The organism is Burkholderia sp. FW306-1C-G01B (genome assembly GCF_058781685.1).
Window position 1 is genome coordinate 310,804 of record NZ_JBYSWZ010000005.1, and the last position, 24,043, is coordinate 334,846.

Below are 24,043 nucleotides of genomic sequence, written 5' to 3' on the forward strand. Positions count from 1 at the left end.
GTCAGTTCCCCAGGATCAGGCTGGCATTGCTGCCGCCGAAAGCGAACGAATTGCTCATCACATACTGTCCCGATGCATCGCCGGCCAGCCGGCGTTCCGTTTGCACGAGATCCAGCGCCGGCAACGCCGGATCGGCCTCGCCGTCCCAAACGTGCGCCGGCAGCGACAACCCGCGGGCGAGCGTCAACCAGCCGAATGCGAGTTCGGTCGCGCCCGCCGCGCCGAGCAGGTGCCCCGTGAGCGGCTTCGTTCCGCTCGCGGGTACGCCGGCGGGAAACACCCGCGCGGTCACGCGCGCTTCCATCTCGTCGTTCAGGCGCGTTGCCGTCGCATGCAGGTTCACGTAGCCGATCGCGGACGGTGGCACGCCCGCGTCGGCGAGCGCCGCGCGCAGCGCGTCCTCGGCGCCGAGTCCGGCCGGGTCCGGTGCCGAGATGTGATGCGCGTCGCTCGATTCACCGACACCGGCAAGCCGCACCGCGGCTTCGTCGCGGCTCATCACGAACACGGCCGCGCCTTCGCCGATATTGATCCCGCATCGGTTACGGCTCATCGGATTGGTCCGCGTCGGGCTGACCGATTCGAGCGACGCAAAGCCCTGCAACGTCATCTCGCACAGCGTATCCGCGCCGCCGACGATCACCGCATCGCACAGGTTCAGGCGCAGCAGGCGACGCGCCGCCGCGAACGCCTTCGCGCTCGACGTGCAGGCGGTCGACACCGTATAGGCCGGCCCCGCCAGAGCCAGCGCCGCCCGCACGAACGGTGCGGCGGTCCCGATCTCCATCTGCCGGTAATCGAATCCGGGCGGCATCGCGCCGGTCGCCGCTCGCTGCGCGAACGCGTCCTCGGCCGCGCGAATGCCGGACGTGCTGGTGCCGATCACGACGCCGATCCGGCGCGGCCCGTAACGCGCCACCACCGCATCGACGGCAGGAGCGATCTGCGCGAGCGCTGCCAGCAGCAGGCGATTGTTGCGGCAGTCGAAATGCGTCAGCTGCGCGGGCGGCGCGATATCGAGCGGCGAGCACACCTGCCCGACCCAGCCACGGGAGGGTTCTGCCGCGTGCGGGCCCATGCCTGCCGACACGCCGGTGCGAAGTGCATCGGCGATCTCGTCGACGTACCCGCCGAGCGCATTGACCATGCCGAGTGCCGACAGATAGACGGGCGCCTGTGTCAGGTTCATGCGCGATTCTCCGTATGGGACGGTGTCGCGAGCGGCGCGAACAGTACCGAAAACACGATGCCCAACGCGAGCGTCGTGCCGAAGCTGCGCAATGCCGGCATCGCACTCACGCCCAGCATGCCGAACGACAGCAGCGTCGTCGCGGCGGACAGCAGCACGCCGGTCCAGACGGCGCCGAGATCGGCCGCGTCCCGCATACACCCTTCGCGCAGGAATACTGCATAATTCGCGCCCACGCCGAGCACCAGCATCAGCGCAAGCCAGTTGAACAGCGTAAGCGGCACGTTCGCATAGCCGAACACAGCCAGCGTCAGGCCGATCGCCAGCACGACCGGCAGCGTCGTCGCAAGACCGCCGCGCACGCCATAACGCCACGCCAGCAGGCCGGCGACCACGACGAGCGCGCCGGCGAGCCACAAGCCGCTGTCGATGCGGTACGCACCGAACAGCCTCGACACGCTCGCGGCCTTGTCGACCCACGTCACGCCCGGCAGGCCGCGCGCGATCGTTTCGAACGACGCGACGTCCGTCGCGTCGGCCCGTTCGGGAATCGCAATCGCCGCATACACGGGATCGCGCTCGCCGACCTTGCCGAGCCACAGATGGCGGAACGGCGCCGACCATTGCGCGGCCAGCCACGTATCGACCGACAACGATGCCCGCGCGTCGCGAGCGAACGCGTCGATCCACGCATGCGCGACATCGTCGCGGAATCCTGCTTGTTCGAGCGTCGCGCGCAACGCCGCCGGATCCGCGAACACGCGTTCGGCCAACACCGCGCGATTGCGCGCCTGCTGCCTCGCCGACGGCACGAATGCCGCGATCGACTGGACCCGGCCGACATGCAGCGGCGCCAGCGACGCGACGAGCGAGGCCGATCGTTCGAGCACGTCTTCCGGTGTCGCGCCCTGGACCACGAAGAATCTGGCCGTGTTCTCGAGGCCGACCGCCGCGCGAATTTCGCCCTCCTGGCGCACCAGGTCCGGATCGCGCTGGATCAGCAACTGGATGTCGTCGTCGCTACGCAGCGCGATCCAGCCCGGCACCGCGACGAGCGCGAGCAGCGCCGCGGCCGCCATCGCACGCCGCCCGCCCAGCACGGATCGCCAACCTGCCAGCACGCGCGCGGCACACGCAAACACGCGTGCGGGCGTTCGCTTCGGCGCCTGTGTGAGCATCAGCGGCAGAAACCCCGTCACGGCCGCGAACGCGGCCGCAATGCCGACCATCGCGAAGCAGGCGATCTGCTTCAGTGCCGGAAACGGCACCCACATCAGGATCGCGTAGCCGAGCAGGCTCGTCGCGAGCGCGACCGCGAGCGCAGGTCGCACGGCAGCCGCGCCCTGTCGCGCGTCCCACTGCTTTCCGGCGGATAGATGAACGACGAAATACTGGATCGAATAATCGACCGCTTCGCCGATCAGGCTCACGCCGAACACGAGTGTCAGCAGATGCAGCTTGCCGAACACGAGCAGCGTCGCCGCGAGTGCGCAGGCGATGCCGAACGCCGTGGATGCAAACGCCAGCACCAGCAGGCGCGGCGTGCGGAACACGCTCGTCAGCAGCAAGGCGATTCCGATGAGCGACACTGCGCCGATCACGTGCACGTCGCGCTCCGCGCTTGCGCGCGCGGCTTCCGCGTAAAACACCGCGCCGGCACGATCGATTCGCGCGCCCGGATAATCCGTGCCGATCGAGCGCTCCGCATCGGCGGTCGCGTCACGCACCGCCCGCTGGACTTTCGATTCGTATGCCGAACCGGCAAGCGACGTCATCACGAGCACCCCCGTGACACCGTCGCGGTGCGACACGAGCATCCCGTCCTCGAGCGCGAGATTCGACGTTGCCAGCGGCAGGCCCGCGAGCCAGTGCTGGAGCCAGCCGAACGGATCGTCCGCGACGGCGGTCGGCAGGCCGTCGGCCGGCGGCCCGTAAAGTCTCCGGGCCAGCCGGTCGGCAAGCGCTGCGTCGCGTCGTTCGAGCGACGCGCGATCCGCCTCGGTCAGCAATCCGAAGCGGGCCGGCAGATAGGTCGCCGCGATCTGCGACACGTCGAACGGGGGCACCTCGACCGTCACCGAGCGAAACGCACCGCTATGCGCGAGCCGGGCACCGAACTGCTTTGCGGCGGCTTTCGCGCGCGCAGCGTCGCGGTCGGTCACCAGATAAACGGTGCGGCCGCCGAGCATGTTGCCGATCGTCTCGACCGCCTTCTCGGCCACCGGATTCGCCTCGGTCGCGGGCAGCAGCGCCAGCAGGTTCGTCTGCAACGGCGACGGCCCCATGAAACGCCAGATGCAGTAAAGCACGACGACGAGTGCGACCAGGGCCCACGCGGCGCAGCGCAGCCGGCGCCGGGCAAGCCTGGCCGGGACGTCGATCGCGTCGCGCGTCTCGCTCATCAGCGCGTCCCCAACCACGCGCGCTCGGCCGGCGCGGGACCGTCCACCGGCGTCGCCCGCGTGAATTCGAGCGTGGTTACGTTACCGTTCGCGAACGTCATGTCGAGCCGGCCGAGATACGTGCCGCCGCCCATCTCGATCGTGCGGACCGCCTGCGCGAGCTGCGGCTGGTTAGGTCGAAGGAGCATCCGCCAGCGTTCGCGCGTGCCGCTCGCTTCGACGTCGAATTGCGCGTACAGCGCCGACAGATCGCCGCCGAGCATGTCTCGCATCATCCGCGACACCTGTGCGACGCCGCGGCCGTTGCCGCTCGGCGCGACAAGCCTGCCATCGGCCCCGACTTCGCGCACGCCGCCATCGGTAATCACGTAGGTCGCCTGGTACGGCGTCTGGATCCGCCACACGACACCCGACGCTCGATCGAACAGCATCGAGCCCGTGCTGACGAGCGGCTGCTTCATCGCCGCGAGCGTCTGGGTCTGCCGAAAATCGGCGCGGATTGCGCCGACTCGCGCCAGCCTCGCCGCGATGTCGGACACGAGCGCGGTGTTCTCGGGCCGCGCCGCAGCCGGCGCTGTCGACGCGGCCGGAGCCGCGTGCGCAATACCCGCAACGAACGTCGCGCATGCGCCGAGCGCCGCGAGAAATCCCCGGTAGCCACGGTTCGTCGTCATCGCGCTTGCACCCGTTCGATCAACGCTGCCGGCGAAACGAACTGCAACTCCCGCGTCGCGGCGTCGATGGCCAGCTGGACCGTGTACCCTTTCGTCAGGCGCTCGCCCGACCCGGCATCGACGATTTCGTAGCCGATCCGCAGCCGGTTCTCGAATTCGAGCAGCGTTGTGCACACGTCGAGCTGCTGGCCGTAGGTCGCCGGCCGCACGTACTTCAGGTGCGCCTCGACAACCGGCCACATGTAACCCGACGCCAGCATCGCCGGGTAGTCGTAGCCGATCATCCGCAGCAACGCCGCGCGCCCGCTTTCGAAATACTTCAGATAGTGGCCGTGCCAGCAGACGTTCATCGCGTCGACGTCGTGAAACGGGACTTCGACACGGGCCGTCGCCGTCAGCGGCGCTCCCGGCGCACTCATGCGGCCTCCCTGCAAGACGATGCACCGATCGGGTCGCAGGCGGCGAGCCGGGCAGTCAACGCGCGCAGCTCGGCTTCCAGCGGCCGATCCTCCACCACCAGCGGCGAACGGCTGCCCACGTCGTCGACGAACGCGCGCAGCGCGGGCGACAGGTGCGTTCCGGCGGCATCCCGCTGGCGCAGCCGCACGGCCTGCACGGTCGCGAGCACATGCGCCGCGGCAACCTGCTCAGTCAGCGCGAGCACGCGCAGGCAATCGCGCGCCGCGATCGTGCCCATGCTCACCTTGTCCTGGTTGTGCGACTCCGTGGAGCGCGAGAACACGCTCGCCGGCATCGTGTGCTTCAGCGCTTCCGCGGTCCATGCGGATGCGGAGATCTGCACCGCCTTGAAGCCGTGATTGATGGCCGCGCGATCGCCCGTTGCGCCCGTCAGGTTGCGCGGCAGGCCGTTGCTGAACTTGTCGTCGACGAGCAGCGCGAGCTGGCGGTCCATCAGATCCGCGAGATTGGCCACCGCCGTTTTCAGCGCGTCCATCGCGAACGCGATGTGACCGCCGTAGAAATTTCCCCCGTGCAGCACGCTGCCGTCGTCAGGATCGATCAACGGGTTGTCGTTGGCGCTGTTCAACTCGTTCTCGACATCGCGACGCACCCACGTCAGCGCATCGCGCGTCACGCCAATCACATGCGGCGCGCAGCGCACCGAATAGCGATCCTGCAGACGGTGCCCCGGCGTGTCGTCGCGACCGGCCAGGTCCGCGCGAATCCAGGCCGCCGCCTCGGCCTGCCCGGCATGCGGCTTCGCGTCGAACAGCCGCGCGTCGAAGTGCGCGGCGCGACCGTCGAGCGCGACGGTCGTCAGCGCGGTCAGGCGCGCGGCGATGCGCGTCAGGTTGTCGGCGCGCGCGAATGCGAGGCAAGCGAGCCCCGTCATCACCGCCGTGCCGTTCATCAGCGCGAGGCCCTCCTTCGGCGCCAGTTGCAGCGGCGCGTGGCCGATCGTGCTCCAGACATCGCGCGCCTCGCATTCGGCGCCGTCGAACAGGACGGTGCGCTCGCCGGCCAGCGCGGCCGCGACATAGGACAACGGCGTCAGGTCGCCGCTCGCGCCGACGGAACCTTCGGACGGAATCCGCGGCAGGATCCGATGATTCACGAGGTCGGCCAGTCGTTCGAGCAACATGAATCGCACACCTGAATAGCCGAACGCGAGCGAATTGAGCCGCGCGGCGACGATCGCCAGCGTCTGCTGCGCATCGAACCAGTCGCCCATCCCGCATCCGTGATAACGCGTCAACTGCAGCGGCAGCGCCTCGACGAGCGCCGGCGGCACGTCGACAACACACGCGTCGCCGTATCCGGTGGTCACGCCATACAGGATTCCGCCACCGGCAAGGTAGTCGCGCAGCCGCGCCGCGCCGCGCTCGATGCGCTCGCGCCAGCCGATATCCGCATTCAGCTTTACCGGTGCGCCGGCGCGGGCGATCGCAACGACATCCTCGATGGTCAAATGCCGCGCGCCGATCACGACCGGCGCATGGGCCGTTTCGGACCGCGCCGCGGCGGGCGCGTGCAATTCGTCGGTCACGTTATGTTCAGCCATGCGGACCTCCATCGGGCCGCGCCCAGAAATCGAAGAAATTGAACCATTGGTAGGGAGCCTTGCGGCAGTAATGCTCGAGCCGTTCGGCATAGCGCTGCGCCCATGCGGCCACGTGTCCCGAGCGGTCGCGGCGCGGCAGCTCGATGCGTTCGGCGAACGGTTCGAAGTAGAGCCGGTAACCTCGCCCCTCTTTCAGACAGAAGAACAGGTAAACCGGGCATTCGAGCGCGTGCGCAAGGATGTACGGCCCCTGTGCAAACGGCGCGGCGGCATCGAGAAAGCACGCATCGACCGTCTTGCCCGCATCGTGCGGCGGCACGCGATCGCCGACGATCACGAGCAGTTCGCCCGCATCGATGCGCGACTGCATCATGAGCGCCGTGTCCGGCCCGAAATCCGTCACCTGGACGAGTTGCTTGCCGAAATCCCGGCTCGTCTTCGCCAATATCTCGTTGAAGCGCTGCGCGTGCTCCGTATAGACCACCGCTGTCACTTTCGTATGCGCGTCGCGCAATGCAAGTGCCCGCGTCATCTCCAGATTGCCGAGATGCGCGCCGATCACGAGCGCGCCGCGCCCGCTGGCGGCCAGTGCATCGAACGCCGACGCGTCGTCGAAGCACACGTCGAATTCATCGAGCCGGCCGGACCACGCGACGAACTTGTCGAAGCCCGATTGCGCGAACGCGAGCATGTGCCGATACGCGGTGCGCCAGCCCGGACGCGGTGCCGCGCCCACGCCGCCCGCCCCGCACAGGCGCGTGAAATAGGCGTTCGAAGCGACGCGCGCGGCGCGGTTGGTCAGCACGAAGTAGCCGACGATCGGATACAGCCACATCGACGTGATGCGCGTGCCGATCCAGCGGCAGCTCAACGCCAGCAGCGCCATCCCGACGCGGCTGCCGCGTTCCGGCATGCGCCACCACGACTGCGCCCGGCCCGCGCCCGGCGCGCCGCGTCGCCGGCACAGCCGACGCGCGATCAACCACGGTGCGCGTGCCAGCATGCCCAGCGCCAGTCGCGTATGGCTCGCGCTGATGCGCACGTTGTCGCGCAATACATCGAAATGCGACACGCCGTCTTCCGGATAGACGACACGCGTCGGAATCGTCCGGAACGTCAGGCCGCGCCAGTGAAGCCGTACCAGCACCTCGCTGTCGAACGCCATCCGCTTCGGCATCGGCACCGCGTCGATCAGTGCGCAGACCGCATCGACCGGATAGAGGCGGAATCCGCACATCGCGTCGGGAATATCCAGCGACAGCGTCTCGATCCAGACCCACACGTGCGTCAGATAGCGGCCGTACAGGCGCGCTTTCGGCACGCTTGCATCGAAACATGGACGGCCGAGCACGACCGCGTCCGGTTCCGCTTGCGCGGCCGCGACGAACTTCGGCACATCGGCCGCGTCATGCTGACCGTCGGCGTCGATCTGGATCGCATGCCGGTAACCGCGGTCGCGCGCCGCGCGCAATCCGGCCATCACCGCCGCCCCTTTGCCGCCATTCACCGGCAGCCGCAGCAAGGTCATGCAGTCCGCATACCGCACGGCCAGCCCGGCCAGTGTCTGCTGCGTCGGCCCGTCGCTGCCATCGTCGACCACGATGATCGGCAGCCCGTGCACGGCAAGCCGCGCGAGCGTATCGCCGATCGCGTCGCGATGGTTGTAGATCGGGATGACGATACAGACGCCGGTCATTGCATCGCCTCGCCGTAAACGAGCGTACCCGACGTGCATTCGCGCGCGCCGCGCCGGAACGCAAAGCGCACGCATCCGCGTGCCGGATCGTGCGCGAGGCGCAATGCGAGCACGGCGCCCGGCGGAACCGGCGCCTTGAACTTCAGATGATCGATCGAGCGGACCGCGAGCGCTGTATCGAACGCGCGGCCGGCAAGCCGGGCGGCCCAATCGATCTGCACGACGCCGGGGAGAATCGGCATGCCGGGGAAATGACCGTCGAAATGCGCGAGCGCCGCCGGCACGCGCAGTTCGTAATGCAGGCTGTCGGCGTCGCGCCACTCGGCCAGCAGTTCAAAACCCGCCGCCGTCGGTGCGAACGCGGCCGCGAGCGCCGACGCCGGCAGCTTGCCGCGCGCATCGAACGGCATCGTGCGGCGGAACCGCCAGTGGCGCGGCAACGCGGCTGCGTCGAAATACTCGCCGAGGTCGTGCCGCAACGCCGCGGCGAGTGCCACGCGGCCGTCGGTCTTCAATATCTGGCGGCCGGTGTCGGTCAATACCGCGACCACGCCAATGTGCGCGCGCGATGTGCCTTCGACAACCGTCGCCGCGGCCTGTCCGATATACGGATGCTGGAGAATCCGCGTTTCGAGTTCGGGCAGCGACACGCGCTTGCCATCGAGCTTCACCACGCGATCGCGACGCCCCGTCAATTCGAAACGTCCCTGCCGATCGAAGCGTGCGGTATCGTCGGTGCGATGCCAGTCGTCGTGACCGAGATGCGCGGAGCGCACGAGCAGCGCGCCGTCGTCGTCGCGACGCACATCGATTCCCGCCATCGGCTGCCACGCGCTCGTCAGATCCTGACGGCGCCACGCGATGCCGCCCGTCTCGGTGCTGCCGAATATCTCGAACGGCGCGGCGCCGAAGGCCGCCGAATAAACCAACGCCGTTTCCTCAGGCAACGGGCCGCCCGACGAGAAGAACAGGCGCGGCGCGGGATCCTGCATCGGAAAACCCTGCAATGCCGGCCAGCGCATCAATTGCGACGGGGTCGATATGACGATGGCGTCGTCGTATGCCGCAAGCCGCTGCTGCAGTTGCTGCGGTTCGAGCACCGACGCGCGGTCGAACGCGCGTCCGACCGCCAACGGCCACAGGATCCTGAACAGCAGTCCGTAGATATGGTGATGCGGAACGCTCGACAGCGCGACCGCCGCGCCGACCTGCCCGCCCCATTCGCGTTGCAGCGTCCGCACCTCCGCATCGAACTGGGCCAGCGACTTGCGCACCGGTTTCGCGGCGCCGCTGCTGCCCGATGTGTAGAGCGTGATCGCCGCGTCCGGTGCGATCGCGCGCCCAGCGGCCTCGATGCCCCCCACGCACTCGCGCGCGCATTCCGCCAGCGCCGCCGCGTCGAGCAGCAGATCGTACGCGTGCGCGAGTTCGTGCAAGTAACCGGGAGCCGCACTGGCCGGAATCACCGTTTCGTTCGCCGCCGCCATCGCGGCGAAGAACGCGCACGCGAAATCGTATGGATCGTCGACACAGACCGCGACGCGACGCGCACCGGCGGCTTCGATCGTTCGCGCGATCGCTTCCGTACGGGCGCGCAAGTCGGCCAGCGTGAAATATGCGTCACCGTCGCGGCAGACGATCGTGGCCACGTCCGCGTCGGCGCGCAGAAGGTCGCGCAACGCCATCATGCGACGTCTCCCGCGCCGGAGCGTGCCGTTATGAACACGCGGCGCCAGAGCCATTCGCCGGCGAGCAACGCTCCGATCAGCACGTAGACGATCGCGCCGTTATAGAGCGCCCACGCAGACCGACTCCAGTACAGCGCCGTATAGATGGAAAACCCGCCATTCACGATGAAGAACGCACACCAGATCTGCGTGACACGCCGCGTATAGCGAACGATCGTCTGGCTCGGCTCGGGATACCTCAGCCGCGCGAATTTCTCGATCATCGTCGGGCCGCGCTGCAGCGTCGCGCCGAATGCAACCAGCAGGCCGGCGCTCACGCACGCCGGATAGAAACGGAGAAGGCGCTCGCTGTCCGTCACGGCGATCGCGAGCGACAGGACGGTCAATGCAGCTGCCACGCACCAGTCGTGCGCAGTGAGCCGTTTGAGCGCCATCGCGAACGCCCCTTTCCCGATCGTGCGCTGCACCCACAGCAGCACGAACAGCAGGCAGCCGACATAGCGCGGCGTCAGCATCTGCCACGCGAACAGGATGACGAGCGGATACGCGAGCGCCAGCGCCACTCGCGCTGCAACACCGACCCAACGCGGCCGGACAGTGCCGGTCACTCGCATATGCGCAACCGATGTCATCCGGCGCGTGCAAGCAACGCGTGAACCGCGGCAATCACGTCGCCGACGGTTCGCACCGACTTGAACTCTTCCGGCTTGATGCGCTGGCCCGTCATTTCCTGAAGCTTGATGGCGAGATCGACTGCATCGATGCTGTCGAGATCGAGTTCGTCGAACAGATGCGTATCGGCAGTCACGCGCTCCGGTTCGATCGCGAAGTTCTCGTGAAAGATGGCGCGGATGCGCTCAAGGATTTCTGCGTCGGTCACGTGTCACACCCCTTTTGCCGGCACGGCTTCCTGCGGCGCGTGATGCGCCTGCTGACTCACGATGAACGCGGCCAGCGTATTGATCGAACGAAAATGCGCCTTCGCGTGCTCGTCGTTCGCCGCGATCGACAGTTGAAATTTTTTGCGCAGCATGATCCCGACTTCCAGCGCGTCGACCGAATCCAGTCCGATTCCGTCGGTCGAGAAAAGCGGCACGTCGTCACCGATATCGTCGATGGTCATGTCGTTGAGATCGAGCATCTCGATCAGAAGCTGCTTAATTTGCAGTTTTAAAGTATCCATGCCGAAACAGGTGTTGGGTAATGTGCGTTTCCACTTCGTGCGCGATAGTGCGGGCTGCGATCGACGGCGACACGGCGCCGCCAGTCAAGCCATCCGTATCCATCGGATCGAGCACGTCGATCCGCATGCGGAACGCGCGCGACGGCACGTGATACCAGCGCAGCGTCTTGGTGAATACCGGTGGATCGCAATCGATCAGGACCGGCAGAATCCGGGCGCGCGACTGCAGCGCCATGTGCGCGAAGCCACGCGAAAACGCGTGCAGACGGTCGCCGCCGGGGCTGCGCGTGCCCTCGGGAAAGATGATCATCGTGTAGCCGGCCGCCAGTTGCCGCGCGCCGGACTCGACCAATTCGACGGCATCGGCGTTGCTCACGTATTCGGCCGCCCGGACGATACCCCAGAAGCATGGATTGCCCCAGTGCCCGCGCTTGACCACGCAGCATGCTTTCGGCGTCAACGACAACAGCACCATCACGTCGAGCCAGGTCGGATGATTGGCGACGACGATTGCCGGACCGCCTTCGCCAAGGCGCGATACGCCGGACACTTCCAGCCGCATCACGCCGATGCGTTGCAGCAATGCGACCAGCAGACGAAAGAAGTAATGGATGACAAACGTTACGACTCGCTGACGCGAGCGTCGATGCGGCCACAGCGCCCCGGCAGCGGCGGCGAGCAGCGAGAAAACCGATCCGCACAGCACGAAGAAGGCCAGGCTGGCGCCGGTCGCGAAGAGCCGCCAGCCGAAATCAAGCCGCGCGATCATGCCAGCTCCAGCGCCAGTACGCGTCGCCGCCGCGCCATGTCGTGGCGACACGTTCGGCCAGGCAATGCCGGACCGCCGCGCTCTGCGTATCGGCCTCCACACTGCCAGCCGCCGGCGAATCGTTTGCGCAGTCGATCGCGACGTCGCAGGTCAAGTAGCCGGCCGGCGCAGTCGCGTCGACCAGGATCGCGATTCCCCCGCTTTGCGAATCGTCCCCGACATCGCCGTAGACAGTGTCGGCCGGCTCATGCGCATGAACGAGCAGCACCGGCGACACGGAAGAGGTTTCGTATTGGCAAAATGCCTCGAGCAGCGCATAGCCGAGGGTTTCGTGCCCGGCAGCGACTGCCGTCGCAGGCGATCGGTCGCGACGGGCGATACCGAAGATGCCCGTGACCGCGTTGAGTACCGACAGGCTGAAGGCCGTCGGGGAAACGGGCTCGCCGGCCTGAATAGCATCGAGAATGGTTGTCGTGCGCGCCAGTTCGCCGTGGCGTGACGCAAATACCACGCGCAAGGCACCCGTCACGTCCGCACAGTCGCAAGCGGCCTGCAGCGCGAGCCGCGACAATCGGCTCAATCGGCGACGCACCATCGGATCGAGGGCTTCGACGCCCGGCACCCCCGCGGTCGAAATCGACGTCCATCTGGCGATCGGCATGGTCCAATGCAAATCAGCCATTATTATTCTCGATTAGACTTGTTTTCTTTGGGGTTTTTCGTATTCCGCATCATCGGGTGTCCGACGGCCGATTGCTATTTTCGCCGAAACGCACAGACAGCGCGGCATGCCCATCGGGAAAACAAAGGAAAATCGCCGGACAACGCAGCAGCCGGATTATCAATCAGCATTACTTAATCACCGGCATTCCGGTGGGGCGGAACTGTAACAGACGTGTTACAAAAAATCAACATCGGACGGCAGCGAATCCGGGGCATTTAATATGATTGGTCAATCGGCCAAAATTTCGCCTCACCCAATATTGTTCGTGATAAGCAACGCGCCCACGCGCCGGTTGGGCCGGGCATAGGCCGGAAAGCAAATTGCACGGTGAGATAAAATGCGGGGCACACCGAGTATCCGCCGGCCGTTTGACGGTCCGCCGACGCCCGCCATTTCAGCCGCACCTCAAAATTGACTGCTGAACCCGATGCAGGACCGCACACCCTCCCTTCGATGAGTTATACGCTCGCCACTGCCACTACCCGGGAACTCGAGATCCGCAAGAGCCGCTTCATCGCGCACGCGATTCCCGTCGACGACCGCGACGCCGCGATGCAGGTGCTGCAGCGCCTGCGCAACGAGCATCCGACCGCCACCCACGTTTGCTGGGCGTTGCTGGCGGGTGGCCAGTCGGGCATGTCGGATGACGGCGAGCCGTCGGGCACCGCGGGCCGGCCGATCCTCGAAGTGCTGCGCCATCACGATCTCGACGGCGTGCTCGGCGCGGTCGTGCGCTACTACGGCGGCGTGAAGCTCGGCGCGGGCGGGCTGGTGCGCGCGTACACGGATGCGATCGCATCGGCGCTGCTCGATGCCGAGCGCGTCGAACGCATCCACCAGACGCGACTCGCGATCGAGATCGGCTATCCCGAGGAAGCGCGTGTGCGCCGCTGGATCGAACAGGCCGGGTATGAACTGGTGGACAGCGCGTACGGGATGACGGTGAAGCTCGTGATCAAGCTGCCGGAGACCGCCGAGGCCGATGCGAGAACCGAGCTGTTCGACCTGACGCAGGGGCGGTCGGGGTTTCCAGATCTGTAACGAACTGACGCGCCTCCTCCCGCCTCGCCATCACGGCCTCATGCAAATTTAGCCGAAAATTCAGATACGTCCGATAGAAAAACGGCGCGCCGAGTCCTAATCTCACCGGGTTCCCGGCGACACGCTCCGCAACTGCCCTGCCGGCAGGCCGGAGCACGCTGCGTGAGATGCGCCTCCGGCCAAGGCAGCACGCCATGGCCGGGCGTGCTGCCATGCAGCTCGTCACGCGTCGCCAATAATCAAATCAGCCACGGGATAATGGACGCATGCAGCAAATCCAAAAACTGCAAGCCCAGCTTGCAGAACTCGATCAGCGCATCAAGGCGGCACGGTGCCGCGAACGCAATGTGGTGCTGGAGCAGGTGCGCGAACTCGTCACGAGCTACGCGCTGACCGCACGTGAAATCTTCGGTCACGGTTACAGCGACCGTGCGAAGCTGTTCACCGTCGGCGTGAAGTATCGCGACCCGGTGACGGGCGCAACGTGGAGCGGGCGCGGCCGCGCACCCGCATGGATTGCCGGGCGCGACCGGGCCGCCTTCCTGATCCGGGAGTAACGCGCGCCGCCTTGCGCGGCTCGACCCTCGCCGCCGCCCAAACCCGCGCAGCCGCTCAGTAAATATCCGGCACGATCATGTTGTCCGGCACCGGCCGGCGGATGTAATCCTCGTGATGCTCGCGCTGCGGCAGATCGATCGTCGGGCGCGGCACGTCGTGATACGGCACCTGGCCCAGCAAGTGGTGGATGCAGTTCAGCCGCGCGCGCTTCTTGTCGACCGCCTGCACGACCCACCACGGCGCCTCGGGAATATGCGTGCGCTGCAGCATCTCTTCCTTCGCGGCCGTATAGGCCTCCCAGCGGCGGCGGCTTTCGAGGTCCATCGGGCTCAGCTTCCACTGCTTCAGCGGATCCTGGATCCGGGCCTGGAAGCGCACCTCCTGCTCGTGATCCGTGATCGAGAACCAGTACTTGACGATCTGGATCCCGCTGCGCACGAGCATCTTCTCGAACTCGGGCACCGAACGGAAAAACTCCTCGTACTCGTCATCGGTACAGAAATTCATCACGCGCTCGACGCCCGCCCGGTTGTACCAGCTGCGGTCGAACAGCACGATCTCGCCGCCGGCCGGCAGATGCGCGACGTAGCGCTGGAAGTACCATTGCGTGCGTTCGCGGTTGTTCGGCGCGGGCAACGCGGCGACCCGGCAGACGCGCGGGTTCAGGCGCTGCGTGATGCGCTTGATCACGCCGCCCTTGCCCGCCGCATCGCGACCTTCGAAAATGACGACGAGCCGGTGCCCGGTGGTCATGACCCAGTCCTGCAGCTTCACGAGTTCGCCCTGCAGCCGGAACAGCTCGCGGAAATACTCCTTGCGCGCCTCGCGACGCTCCAGCGAGAACAGCAGGTCCTCGCCGTTGTCGAAGCGGCGGTCGTCAAGCTCCATCTCGAGCTCTTCGTCGTAAGCATCGACGAGGTCTTCCTCGAAGCGGCGCTGACGCGTCTCGATCGATTCCATATCGGTGAGGTTGTCGGTCTCGGTGCGGGTATCGTTATCGCCCATGGGGCCTCCTTCCATCATTGACGCAGCCTAACTTGGCCATTATCTCAGTGTCGCGCGTCAATTTGATGAAAAACGCCTGCCGTGCCCGTCGGATCTGGCGCGATGCGGTAACGCAGGTGCGATCACCGCGCGTCAGCCGGGCGACGGCGGCACGACCGTACCCCCCGACCGGATACTGTTTCGAGGATGCGCCCGCAGCCATCGCGGCGCGAATCTCCGGATTCATCCGGACCACCGGCTGAGTGCGTTGCGCGACCGGGCCCGACACCCGGCCGCGCAACGGCATGCGCACCCGCTGTCGCGAACGCGCACGCATCGCTTCACGTCAGTGGATGATCCGCGTCACCCCGCGCCCGCGCGGGTCGGCCATCGCCTCCGGCGTCTTGCCGTCGATCTTGATCACCTGGATGTCGCCGCTGAAGTCCTGCCCCTTCAACGTGTAGCCACGCGCCTCGATCTGCTTCGCGAGTTCGCCTTCGATCGGGTGGTACGGCTCCCAGAAGATCGTGTTCGGCGGCAGCAGCTGGTGATGGAAGCGCATCGCGCCGACGGCTTCCTTCAACGGCATCCTGAAGTCGTAGATGTTGTTGATCACCTGGAAGATCGACGTGAAGATACGCGAGCCGCCCGGCGTGCCGATCACGAGCGACACCTTGCCGTTCCTGGTCATGATCGTCGGCGACATCGACGACAGCGGGCGCTTCTTCGGTTCGATCGCGTTCGCGTCGCTGCCGACCACGCCAAACATGTTCGCGACGCCCGGCTTCGCGGAGAAGTCGTCCATCTCGTCGTTCAGCACGATGCCCGTGCCGTCGGCGATCACGCCCGAGCCGAAATAGCCGTTGATCGTGTACGTGTTCGACACCGCGTTGCCCCACTTGTCGACGACCGAGAAGTGCGTCGTTTCGGCCTTCTCCGGCATCGTCGTGCCGAGGCCCGGCTGCACGCTCTTCGTGTCCGACGGCTCCTTCGGGTTGACCTCGCCCGCGCGCTTCGCGATGTACGCGTCGTCGGTCAGTTGCGCGATCGGTACCTTGTAGAAGTCGGGGTCGCCGAGATACTGCGCGCGATCGGCGAACACGCGCTTCTCGATTTCCGCGACGAGGTGGATGTACTGCGGCGAGTTGAGCTTCACGCCCTCGAAATCCTGCTTGAGGTCGGCCTTCATCTTCAGCAGCTGCACGAGGCCGATGCCGCCCGAACTCGGGGGCGGCGCAGTGATCACGTCGTAGCCGTTCCACTTCGCCTGCACCGGCTGGCGCCACACCGCGCGGTATTGCGCGAGATCCTCGGTGGTGATCAGCCCGTTGCCGTCGCCGGTCTTCATCGAAGCCGCGATCAGCTCGGCCGTCTTGCCCTTGTAGAAACCTTCCGCGCCGTCGTTCGAGATTCGCATAAGCACGTCGGCGAGATCGGGCTGCTTGAAGTTCACGCCGGCCTTCAACCCGGAGAAGTACTTGTCGAAGTTGGTCTTGCCACCGAACTCCTTCGACGCGTCGACGCCGCGCTGCGCGAGCTGCTCGTCGACGACGAAGCCGTCGCGCGCATAGTGGATCGCCGGCGCGAGCACCTGCTTCCACTTCAGCTTGCCGAAGCGCTTCTGCGCTTCCCACATGCCCGCGACCGTGCCCGGCACGCCGACCGCGCGCGGGCCGTACAGGCTCATGCCCTTGACGACGTTACCGTCCTTGTCGAGGTACATGTCCTTCGTCGCGGCGAGCGGCGCGCGCTCGCGGTAGTCGATGAAGTACGGCTTGCCGTCCTTGTAGATCGTCATGAAGCCGCCGCCGCCGATGTTGCCGGCCTCGGGGTACGTGACGGCGAGCGTGAATGCGATCGCGACGGCCGCGTCGATCGCGTTGCCGCCTTCCTTGAAGATCCGCTCCGCGGCATCCGCGCTGTACTTGTCGGCCACCGCGACCGCCGAGCTCGTCAGCACCGCCGGTTGCGGACCTTTCGCATAGACGGGCGCGTTCGGCAGGAAACCGATGCCGGCCACCGTCGCGAGCACGACCGCGGATGATTTGAAGCGATTCAGCGTAATCATTGCATGTCCCCCATGTGGATCTCCTTCAGGCAGGAAAAGCCCCTGTCCGCTTATAGCCGCTGGCGCGCCGACGGCCATATGCCGGTTTCGTAGTATAGGGGGACAAAAAGGGTCGAACGCGCGACGCGGCGCGAAAGCCCATCGATCGGGTGCGTCAGGTCACGCGGCAGAGCAGCAGCATGCATACGAACCGGTCGGAATTGCATGCGGTACGCGTCATCACGCAATGCACAAAACGGAAAGTTGCGAACTGCGCTGCATGCAACACATGCATACAAAAAAATCCGCGGACGAGCCGCCCGTTGCCCAGCCCGATCTGAGAAGATAGCGCCCCGCTTTCGCGCCGCATCATTTTCTTTCGTTCACGCGCCGCTTCACGTTTCTTCGTCTCATTCCCTATGGCATCACACAATGCGCATCATGCGTCCGGCTTCGCGGCCGGCGTCGCCGCCGCCGTCCTCGTCGCGCAGACCGGCACAACGGGCCCGTGGCACGCGGGCATGCTCGCCGCGTTCGCCATGGGCGTCGCGGGCGGCACCGCGCCCGACTGGCTCGAAGTCGCATGGTGGACCCGCAAGCGGCGGCTGTGGATCACGCACCGCACCGTCACGCACTGGGGCATCGGCTGGATCGCGCTGCTCGCGCTCGGGTGGCACGGGCTCACCCATCATCCGCATCCGCTGTGGGCCGCGCCGCTGTTCGGCTTCGCGTGTGGCGGCGTGATGCACCTGCTCGCCGACTGGCCGAACCCGCTCGGCGTGCCGTGGATCTGGCGGCGCCATTCGCTCAACCTGTGGAACAGCGGACATTGCGACCTGATCGTGGTGGCCGCCGCATGGGGCGGCACGCTGTGGCTCGCGCAATCGCTGTGGACGCGCGCACCGCTGCTCGAACACTGGCTCGGCTGGCTGCATCGCGTGTAGTCGCTTGAAGTGTCGCTTCGGCGCGATATCGGCGTGCCGGCACACACGCAACTTTACGTCCATTGAAAGTGCGGCGCAGGCCCCCATCTCGATCCGAATCGTCGGCACGCTAGCCCGAGCGGCACGCGATGCCCGGCACGCACGCGCGACGTCTGGCACACTGGCGATTCGATTCGCGCGCGATCCGTCCGCGCGCTCGCACCCCATTTCAACGCTCCGATGGACGTCACCGCTACCCGCCCTGCCGCCAGTGCGCTCGACGTGTTCCACCCGGCCGTCGCCGCGTGGTTCCGGCGCACGTTCGCCGCGCCGACCGGCGCGCAGGCGCTCGCATGGCCGCACATCAAGGCCGGCCGCTCGACGCTCGTCGCCGCGCCGACCGGCTCCGGCAAGACGCTCACCGCGTTCCTGTGCGCGCTCGACGATCTGGTACGCGATGCGTTGTCGCACGACGGCACGCTTCCCGATGCGACACTCGTCGTCTACGTGTCGCCGCTGAAGGCGCTGTCGAACGACATCCACGTGAACCTCGACGCGCCGCTCGCCGGCATCGCGGAATCGCTCGCGCAACTCGGCCTGCCGGTGCCGGCGATCCGCACCGCCGTGCGCACCGGCGACACGACGCAGGCCGAACGCGCCGCGCTGCGCAAGCGCGCGCCGCATATCCTCGTCACGACGCCCGAGTCGCTGTACGTACTGCTGTCGTCCACGTCGGGGCGGCAGATGCTGTCGAACGTGCGCTCGGTCATCGTCGACGAAATCCACGCGCTCGCATCGTCCAAGCGCGGCAGCCATCTCGCGCTGTCGCTCGAACGTCTCGATGCGCTGGCCGGCCATGCGCTGCCGCGCATCGGGCTGTCGGCGACGCAAAAGCCGATCGACGCGGTCGCGCGCTTCCTGGTCGGCGGCCCGGCCGATGCGCCGCGCGACTGCACGATCGTCGACACCGGCCACACGCGCGAGCGCGACCTCGCGCTCGAACTGCCGAACGTGCCGCTCGAACCCGTGATGGCGACCGACGTGTGGGAACAGGTATACGACCGGATCGCGGGGCTCGCGGCCGCACATCGCACGACGCTGGTGTTCGTCAACACGCGGCGCACCGCCGAGCGCATGGCGCGCCATCTCGCCGACCGGCTCGGCAAGGAAGCGATCGCCGCGCATCACGGCAGTCTCGCGAAGGAGCACCGCTTCGATGCCGAGCAGCGCCTGAAGCGCGGCGAACTGAAACTGCTCGTCGCCACCGCATCGCTCGAACTCGGCATCGACATCGGCGATGTCGATCTCGTCTGCCAGGTCGGCTCGCCGCGCGGCATCGCACCGTTCCTGCAGCGCGTCGGCCGCTCGGGGCACCACGTCGGCGGCGTGCCGAAGGGCCGGCTGTTCCCGCTGTCGCGCGACGAACTCGTCGAATGCGCGGCGCTGCTCGATTGCGTGCAGCGCGGCGAACTCGACGCATTGCGAATTCCCGAAGCGCCGCTCGACGTGCTCGCGCAGCAGATCGTCGCCGAAGTCGCGTGCGCGGAATGGCAGGAGGACGCGCTGTATGCGAGCTTCACGCGCGCGGCGCCGTATGCGCGGCTGACGCGCGAACGCTTCGACGAAGTGATGAAGATGCTCGCCGAAGGCTTCACGAGCCGCCGCGGCGTGCGCGGCGCATACCTGCATCGCGACGTGGTCGGCGGCACGGTGCGCGGGCGCCGCAACGCGATGATGACCGCGACTACCTCGGGCGGCACGATCCCCGACATGGCCGACTACGCGGTGCTGCTCGAACCGCAGGGCATCCAGGTCGGCACCGTCAACGAGGATTTCGCGATCGAGAGCCTGGCCGGCGACGTGTTCCAGCTGGGCAACCAGTCGTACCGGATCATTCGCGTGGAAACGGGCCGCGTGCGCGTCGAGGACGCGCAGGGCCAGTCGCCGAACATTCCGTTCTGGCTCGGCGAGGCGCCGGGGCGCAGCGACGAGCTGTCGGCGGCGGTCGGCCGGCTGCGTGCACGGCTCGACGGGTTGTTCGCCGACGGCGACCGGCAAGCGGACGCCGGCGAGCGCAAACGCGCGGGCGGTAAAGCCGCGAGCAACGCGAAAGCCAACGCGGAAACCGAAACAGGCACCGTGATCGCCCCCGCCGAAAGCCGCCTCGCGCCGGCGTTGCGCTGGCTCGTCGACGATCTCCACCTGTCGCCCGACGCCGCGCACCAGATCGCCGACTACCTCGCCCGCACGCGCGCCGCGCTCGGCGCGCTGCCGACGCAGGACACGCTCGTGATCGAGCGTTTCTTCGACGAATCGGGCGGCACGCAGCTCGTGATCCATTCGCCGTTCGGCAGCCGCATCAACCGCGCGTGGGGGCTCGCGCTGCGCAAGCGCTTCTGCCGCAGTTTCAACTTCGAGCTGCAGGCTGCCGCGACCGACGACGCGATCATCCTGTCGCTGTCGCTCGCGCACAGCTTCGCGCTCGACGAGGTGTGGCGCTATCTGCGTTCGGCCAGCGCCGAGCACGTGCTGGTCCAGGCGCTGCTCGACGCGCCGATGTTCGGCGTGCGCTGGCGCTGGAACGCGACGACCGCGCTCGCGCTGCCGCGCTTCACGGGCGGCCGGCGCACCGCGCCGCAACTGCAGCGGATGAAGAGCGAGGATCTGCTCGCGACCGTGTTCCCGGATCAGGTCGCGTGCCTCGAGAACATCGTCGGCGAACGCGAGATACCGCATCACCCGCTCGTCGACCAGACGCTCGACGATTGCCTGCACGACGCGATGGACACCGACGGCTGGCTCGCGCTGCTGCGCCGGATCGAAAGCGGCGCGATCGAGCTCGTCGCGCGCGACCTGCCCGCGCCGTCGCCGCTCGCGGCCGAGATCCTGAACGCGAAACCCTACGCGTTCCTCGACGATGCGCCACTCGAGGAGCGCCGCACGCAGGCCGTGCAGTCGCGCCGCTGGAGCGATCCCGAATCGGCCGACGATCTCGGCGCACTCGACGCCGACGCGATCGATGCGGTACGCGACGAAGCATGGCCGCTCGTGCGCGACGCCGACGAAATGCACGATGCGCTGCTCACGCTCGCATGCATCGCCGACAGCGAAGCACAGGCACACGAAGGCTGGGCCGACCGGCTCGCGGAACTCGCGGAGCGCCGCCGTGCAACCAAACTCGTCGCGCCGGGCGGCGCCGCGCTGTGGGTGCCGGTCGAACGGCTCGTGTGCCTGCGCACGCTGCATCCCGACGCACGCGTGACACCGGCGCTCAAGGTGCCGACCGCCTGCGCACAACCATGGGAAGCCGATGCCGCACTCGTCGACGTGGTCCGTGCACGGCTCACCGGCTTCGGGCCGCTTGCGCTCGACGCGATCGCGACACCGCTCGGCCTGCCGCCGGCGTCGATCGCGACGGCGCTCGCGGCGCTGGAGCGCGAAGGCTATGTGATGCGCGGCCGGTTCACGCCGGGCGCGACGACGGACGAATGGTGCGAACGCCATCTGCTCGCGCGCATTCATCGCTATACGGTGAAGCGGCTGCGCCGCGAGATCGAACCGGTCGAGCGCGCCGACTTCATGCGCTTCCTGTTCCATTGGCAACACCTGACGCCGGACACGCGCGGCACTGGCCGCGACGCGCTCGCGGCCGTGGTCGAACAACTCGAAGGCTACGAAGCCGCGGCAAGCGCGTGGGAAGACGCACTGCTGCCCGCGCGGCTCACCGACTACATGGCGGGCGGCCTCGACGAGCTGTGCCGCTCGGGCAAGCTCGTGTGGACCCGCATCGGCGCGCCGGCGCGCACGGCCGGCACGCCCGTGAAGACGACGCCGATCGTGCTGCTGCCGCGCCGCCACCTCGCTGCATGGCAGGCACTGCGCGACCCCGACGCGCAACCGGCGCTGTCCGCGCGGGCCACGCAGGTGCGCGACGCGCTCGCCGCACACGGCGCGATGTTCTTCGATGCGTTGCTCGACGACCTGCACATGCTGCCCGTCGAACTCGAACAGGCACTCGGCGAGCTCGTGTCGGCCGGCCTCGTGAATGCGGACAGCTACGCGGGACTGCGCGCGCTGCTGAAGCCGGCCGTCAAGCGCAGCGCGACCTATGCGCCGCGCACGCGGCGCGGCGGTGCGCTGATAGGCGGGATGGACGATGCGGGCCGCTGGGCGCTCGTGCAGCGTCTCGCGCCGCCGGACGATGCGCCGACGCCTAAACGCGGCCCGGCCGCGACCGATCCCGACGCGCTCGAACACATCGCGTGGACGCTGCTGCGCCGCTACGGCGTCGTGTTCTGGCGGCTGCTCGAACGCGAGGCCGATTGGCTGCCGAGCTGGCGCGAACTCGTGCGCGTGCTGCAGCGCCTCGAAGCGCGCGGCGAGGTTCGCGGCGGACGTTTCGTCGCCGGGCTCGCGGGCGAGCAGTTCGCGCTGCCCGAGGCGATTCCGATTCTGCGCGAACTGCGGCGGCAACCCGGTGACGGGCAGTACATATGCGTGACGGGCGCCGACCCGTTGAATCTCGCAGGCACGCTGCTGCCCGGCGACAAGGTGCCGGCGCTGGCCGGCAATCGCGTGCTGTTCCGCGACGGCGTGCCCGTCGCATCGCTCGTGTCGGGTTCATTCCACTACGCGCCCGAACTGTCGCCCGCTGCGCGCGAGGATGCGCGCCTGCGGCTCGCGCGCCACTGCTGACATCGGCTGACAGACGGCGCAGTACCGACTACTGATCGCCGGGCCGCGCTGTCGCCATCGTTCGAGTAGCATCGTGCGATTGACCGCGCGGGCTCCCGCGCCCACACACAACAAGACTTTCGGAGACTGCCGCTCATGCCTGCGCATGCCGACTCGCCCGCCGCTCATCACGCGGGCTCGCTGACCATTTTCCAGGGTGCCGCGCTGTATATCGGCGCGGTGCTCGGCACCGGCGTGATCGCGTTGCCTGCGCTGGCCGCCGAGGTCGCCGGCCCGGCGTCGCTGCTTGCGTGGGCTGCGCTCGTCGTGCTGTCCGGGCCGCTCGCGGCCACCTTCGCCGCACTCGGCGCACGTTATCCCGACGCGGGCGGCGTGTCGACCTACGCACGGCGCGCATTCGGGCCGAAGGCGGCGGCGATCGTCGGCTGGTGCTTCTATTTCGCGGTGCCGGCCGGCGCACCGGCCGCCGCGATGTTCGGCGGCGCGTACGTCGCGGCCGTCATGGGCGGCGGGCACACGACGGTCATCGTCACGGCTGCCGCGCTGATCGCAGCCGTGTCGGCCGCGAATGCATTCGGCGTCACCGTATCGGGCCGCATGCAGCTCGTGCTGTCGGCGCTGCTCGTCGCGCTGCTGCTCGCCGCGGTGCTGGCGTCCGCGCCGCATGCGCGCACCGCGAACCTGCAGCCGTTCGCGCCGCACGGCTGGCTCGCGGTCGGCCAGGCTGCCGCGCTGCTCGTGTGGAGCTTCGCCGGCTGGGAAGCGATCACGCATCTCGCGGCCGAATTCCGCCGGCCCGCGCACGACATGCCGCGCTCGGCCGGCATCGCGGTCGTGGTCGTCGGGTTCCTGTATCTGTCGGTCGCCGCCGCGAGCGTGACGGTGCTCGGGCCGTCTGCAGGCGCATCGGGGGCACCGCTCGCCGAACTGATCGCGGGCGGCATCGGCGGTCACGCACAGGTGCTCGCGGCCGCGGCCGCGCTGCTGCTCACGCTCGGCACGATGAACGCGTATTTCGCGGGCGCGGCCAAGCTCGGCGCGGCGCTCGGGCGCGACGGCGCATTGCCCGCGTGGCTCGCGCAAGGCAGCCAGGTCGGCGGCGTCCCGCGCCGCAGCCTCGGCGTGATCGCCGTGCTCGCGGCAGCCGCGCTGGCCGCGACGACGATCTCGGACGTCGGGCCGAAACCGCTCGTGCTCGTGACGTCCGGGTGTTTCGTGATGGTGTATGGGCTCGGTGCGGCCGCCGCGCTGAAGTTGCTGCCGCGCGGCTGCATCGCTTACCGCTGTGCGTGGATTTCGCTGGTTGCGGTCGCCGGGCTGTTCCTGACGACGGGCTGGTATTTGCTGTGCCCGCTGCTGCTCGCGGGTGGCGCGCTGCTTTATCTGCAGGTGACCGGGCCGCGCAATTGACCCGCCGTATGCGCATGGGCTGACGCCTGCCCGCTCA

The 24,043-nt window shown here is 67.7% G+C and carries 19 protein-coding genes; 5 read left to right on the top strand and 14 right to left on the bottom strand.

The features are described 5' to 3' along the window. Position 1: 1 nt before the first annotated feature. The 12 genes from AC3WLY_RS13025 to AC3WLY_RS13080 are packed head-to-tail and all read right to left on the bottom strand — an operon-like array spanning position 2 to position 12,306. Complete coding sequence (locus tag AC3WLY_RS13025; protein ID WP_492308252.1) at positions 2–1,189, bottom strand: beta-ketoacyl-[acyl-carrier-protein] synthase family protein; 1,188 nt, start codon at positions 1,187–1,189, stop codon at positions 2–4. Further along, positions 1,186–3,591 (bottom strand): MMPL family transporter, encoded by a 2,406-nt coding sequence (locus AC3WLY_RS13030; protein ID WP_492308251.1) that lies wholly within the window; start codon positions 3,589–3,591, stop codon positions 1,186–1,188. The genes AC3WLY_RS13025 and AC3WLY_RS13030 overlap by 4 nt, the downstream gene beginning before the upstream one ends. Further along, positions 3,591–4,265 carry a LolA family protein gene (locus AC3WLY_RS13035; protein ID WP_310142711.1) on the bottom strand — a complete coding sequence of 225 codons (675 nt, stop codon included), beginning with the start codon at positions 4,263–4,265 and terminating at the stop codon, positions 3,591–3,593. Before AC3WLY_RS13035 ends, AC3WLY_RS13030 begins: the two co-directional genes overlap by 1 nt. After that, positions 4,262–4,684 (bottom strand): acyl-CoA thioesterase, encoded by a 423-nt coding sequence (locus AC3WLY_RS13040; RefSeq protein ID WP_492308250.1) that lies wholly within the window; start codon positions 4,682–4,684, stop codon positions 4,262–4,264. Before AC3WLY_RS13040 ends, AC3WLY_RS13035 begins: the two co-directional genes overlap by 4 nt. Beyond that, positions 4,681–6,288, bottom strand: coding sequence for an HAL/PAL/TAL family ammonia-lyase (locus AC3WLY_RS13045; RefSeq protein WP_175958948.1), 1,608 nt, complete (start codon positions 6,286–6,288; stop codon positions 4,681–4,683). The genes AC3WLY_RS13040 and AC3WLY_RS13045 overlap by 4 nt, the downstream gene beginning before the upstream one ends. Beyond that, a complete protein-coding gene (locus tag AC3WLY_RS13050) occupies positions 6,281–7,984 on the bottom strand; it encodes a glycosyltransferase family 2 protein (RefSeq protein ID WP_492308249.1) in 1,704 nt (567 codons plus the stop codon). The genes AC3WLY_RS13045 and AC3WLY_RS13050 overlap by 8 nt, the downstream gene beginning before the upstream one ends. After that, positions 7,981–9,672: an ApeI family dehydratase gene (locus AC3WLY_RS13055; protein ID WP_492308248.1), complete on the bottom strand. Its 1,692-nt coding sequence runs from the start codon at positions 9,670–9,672 to the stop codon at positions 7,981–7,983. The genes AC3WLY_RS13050 and AC3WLY_RS13055 overlap by 4 nt, the downstream gene beginning before the upstream one ends. Next, complete coding sequence (locus AC3WLY_RS13060) at positions 9,669–10,304, bottom strand: COG4648 family protein (RefSeq protein WP_492308247.1); 636 nt, start codon at positions 10,302–10,304, stop codon at positions 9,669–9,671. Before AC3WLY_RS13060 ends, AC3WLY_RS13055 begins: the two co-directional genes overlap by 4 nt. After that, complete coding sequence (locus tag AC3WLY_RS13065) at positions 10,301–10,552, bottom strand: acyl carrier protein (RefSeq protein WP_034179728.1); 252 nt, start codon at positions 10,550–10,552, stop codon at positions 10,301–10,303. Before AC3WLY_RS13065 ends, AC3WLY_RS13060 begins: the two co-directional genes overlap by 4 nt. A 3-nt stretch (positions 10,553–10,555) precedes the next feature. Then, on the bottom strand, positions 10,556–10,855 hold the full coding sequence (locus tag AC3WLY_RS13070; RefSeq protein WP_034179729.1) for a phosphopantetheine-binding protein: 300 nt from the start codon (positions 10,853–10,855) through the stop codon (positions 10,556–10,558). After that, positions 10,830–11,624: a lysophospholipid acyltransferase family protein gene (locus AC3WLY_RS13075; protein WP_425130717.1), complete on the bottom strand. Its 795-nt coding sequence runs from the start codon at positions 11,622–11,624 to the stop codon at positions 10,830–10,832. The genes AC3WLY_RS13070 and AC3WLY_RS13075 overlap by 26 nt, the downstream gene beginning before the upstream one ends. Next, entirely contained in the window at positions 11,608–12,306 is a 699-nt protein-coding gene (locus AC3WLY_RS13080) for a beta-ketoacyl synthase chain length factor (protein WP_492308246.1), read from the bottom strand. The genes AC3WLY_RS13075 and AC3WLY_RS13080 overlap by 17 nt, the downstream gene beginning before the upstream one ends. A 495-nt stretch (positions 12,307–12,801) precedes the next feature. Between AC3WLY_RS13080 and AC3WLY_RS13085 the strand changes: the two genes are divergently transcribed. Both AC3WLY_RS13085 and AC3WLY_RS13090 read left to right on the top strand, forming a co-directional pair. Continuing rightward, the gene (locus AC3WLY_RS13085; RefSeq protein WP_175958942.1) at positions 12,802–13,389 is read left to right on the top strand and encodes an IMPACT family protein; all 588 of its coding nucleotides are present in this window, start codon (positions 12,802–12,804) and stop codon (positions 13,387–13,389) included. A gap of 266 nt (positions 13,390–13,655) precedes the next feature. Continuing rightward, positions 13,656–13,946 (top strand): H-NS histone family protein, encoded by a 291-nt coding sequence (locus AC3WLY_RS13090; protein ID WP_175958941.1) that lies wholly within the window; start codon positions 13,656–13,658, stop codon positions 13,944–13,946. A 55-nt stretch (positions 13,947–14,001) separates the two neighbouring features. On the opposite strand, the gene ppk2 is transcribed toward AC3WLY_RS13090, so the two are convergent. Together ppk2 and ggt are read right to left on the bottom strand one after the other, a co-directional pair. Further along, on the bottom strand, positions 14,002–14,952 hold the full coding sequence (gene ppk2, locus AC3WLY_RS13095; RefSeq protein WP_175958940.1) for a polyphosphate kinase 2: 951 nt from the start codon (positions 14,950–14,952) through the stop codon (positions 14,002–14,004). A 325-nt stretch (positions 14,953–15,277) separates the two neighbouring features. Then, positions 15,278–16,999, bottom strand: a complete 1,722-nt coding sequence (gene ggt / locus AC3WLY_RS13100) for a gamma-glutamyltransferase (RefSeq protein WP_492308245.1) — start codon at positions 16,997–16,999, stop codon at positions 15,278–15,280. Positions 17,000–17,397: 398 nt separating this feature from the next. Here ggt and AC3WLY_RS13105 point away from each other — a divergent pair, with 398 nt between their 5' ends. The 3 genes from AC3WLY_RS13105 (at position 17,398) to AC3WLY_RS13115 (ending at position 24,006) form a co-directional block, all read left to right on the top strand. Then, positions 17,398–17,922, top strand: coding sequence for a metal-dependent hydrolase (locus tag AC3WLY_RS13105; protein WP_072436609.1), 525 nt, complete (start codon positions 17,398–17,400; stop codon positions 17,920–17,922). A 219-nt stretch (positions 17,923–18,141) separates the two neighbouring features. After that, the gene (locus tag AC3WLY_RS13110) at positions 18,142–22,596 is read left to right on the top strand and encodes a DEAD/DEAH box helicase (RefSeq protein WP_492308244.1); all 4,455 of its coding nucleotides are present in this window, start codon (positions 18,142–18,144) and stop codon (positions 22,594–22,596) included. A 135-nt stretch (positions 22,597–22,731) separates the two neighbouring features. After that, a complete protein-coding gene (locus tag AC3WLY_RS13115) occupies positions 22,732–24,006 on the top strand; it encodes an amino acid permease (protein ID WP_310142736.1) in 1,275 nt (424 codons plus the stop codon). Positions 24,007–24,043 lie beyond the last annotated feature (37 nt).

Bases quoted from the DNA above. Each gene is read 5' to 3' on its own strand.
- AC3WLY_RS13025 (WP_492308252.1), bottom strand. From the start codon at position 1,189: ATGAACCTGACACAGGCGCCCGTCTATCTGTCGGCACTCGGCATGGTC.
- AC3WLY_RS13030 (WP_492308251.1), bottom strand. From the start codon at position 3,591: ATGAGCGAGACGCGCGACGCGATCGACGTCCCGGCCAGGCTTGCCCGG.
- AC3WLY_RS13035 (WP_310142711.1), bottom strand. From the start codon at position 4,265: ATGACGACGAACCGTGGCTACCGGGGATTTCTCGCGGCGCTCGGCGCA.
- AC3WLY_RS13040 (WP_492308250.1), bottom strand. From the start codon at position 4,684: ATGAGTGCGCCGGGAGCGCCGCTGACGGCGACGGCCCGTGTCGAAGTC.
- AC3WLY_RS13045 (WP_175958948.1), bottom strand. From the start codon at position 6,288: ATGGCTGAACATAACGTGACCGACGAATTGCACGCGCCCGCCGCGGCG.
- AC3WLY_RS13050 (WP_492308249.1), bottom strand. From the start codon at position 7,984: ATGACCGGCGTCTGTATCGTCATCCCGATCTACAACCATCGCGACGCG.
- AC3WLY_RS13055 (WP_492308248.1), bottom strand. From the start codon at position 9,672: ATGATGGCGTTGCGCGACCTTCTGCGCGCCGACGCGGACGTGGCCACG.
- AC3WLY_RS13060 (WP_492308247.1), bottom strand. From the start codon at position 10,304: ATGACATCGGTTGCGCATATGCGAGTGACCGGCACTGTCCGGCCGCGT.
- AC3WLY_RS13070 (WP_034179729.1), bottom strand. From the start codon at position 10,855: ATGGATACTTTAAAACTGCAAATTAAGCAGCTTCTGATCGAGATGCTC.
- AC3WLY_RS13075 (WP_425130717.1), bottom strand. From the start codon at position 11,624: ATGATCGCGCGGCTTGATTTCGGCTGGCGGCTCTTCGCGACCGGCGCC.
- AC3WLY_RS13080 (WP_492308246.1), bottom strand. From the start codon at position 12,306: ATGGCTGATTTGCATTGGACCATGCCGATCGCCAGATGGACGTCGATT.
- AC3WLY_RS13085 (WP_175958942.1), top strand. From the start codon at position 12,802: ATGAGTTATACGCTCGCCACTGCCACTACCCGGGAACTCGAGATCCGC.
- AC3WLY_RS13090 (WP_175958941.1), top strand. From the start codon at position 13,656: ATGCAGCAAATCCAAAAACTGCAAGCCCAGCTTGCAGAACTCGATCAG.
- ppk2 (WP_175958940.1), bottom strand. From the start codon at position 14,952: ATGGGCGATAACGATACCCGCACCGAGACCGACAACCTCACCGATATG.
- ggt (WP_492308245.1), bottom strand. From the start codon at position 16,999: ATGATTACGCTGAATCGCTTCAAATCATCCGCGGTCGTGCTCGCGACG.
- AC3WLY_RS13105 (WP_072436609.1), top strand. From the start codon at position 17,398: ATGGCATCACACAATGCGCATCATGCGTCCGGCTTCGCGGCCGGCGTC.
- AC3WLY_RS13110 (WP_492308244.1), top strand. From the start codon at position 18,142: ATGGACGTCACCGCTACCCGCCCTGCCGCCAGTGCGCTCGACGTGTTC.
- AC3WLY_RS13115 (WP_310142736.1), top strand. From the start codon at position 22,732: ATGCCTGCGCATGCCGACTCGCCCGCCGCTCATCACGCGGGCTCGCTG.